The 396-nt window shown below is 63.1% G+C and carries 1 pseudogene; it reads left to right on the forward strand.

Annotation, left to right across the window (positions count from 1 at the left end):
• Window positions 1–396: pseudogene (locus HMPREF0372_RS20925) on the forward strand (recombinase family protein); the annotation flags it as partial.

The following is a 396-nucleotide window of genomic DNA, read 5'->3' on the forward strand; positions in this document are numbered from 1 at the left end:
GCGGCAGCCCGCCGGCCTGGGTGGAACGGCAGGTACTGGGCCTTCTGAACCGCCTGATCCAGCACCCGGAGCGCATCACCTGCCCCGTGTTGGAGGATGAGCCACCGCCAGAGGTGACGAAGCTGCGCCGGGGGCTGGACGAGCTCCTGCACCGCCCGCCGGTGGATGAGGCCCAGGCAAAAAACCTGGCCTTCCGGTTGGCCGCCCTCCAGTTAAATGCCATCGGGCCGGAGGAGTATGAAACCCTCCGCCTTCGGAGGCTGTTTCAAAACCGCCGGCCTATGATGGAACTGGAGCAGGAACTGCTCCATGAGAGCGTCCGCCGCATCACCGTCAGCAACGGGACGGTCACCATCCTGCTGAAAAATAACCAGACCTTGGAAGGAGGAAATTACA

Origin of the sequence: Flavonifractor plautii ATCC 29863, assembly GCF_000239295.1 — a bacterium.
GTDB lineage: Bacteria > Bacillota > Clostridia > Oscillospirales > Oscillospiraceae > Flavonifractor > Flavonifractor plautii.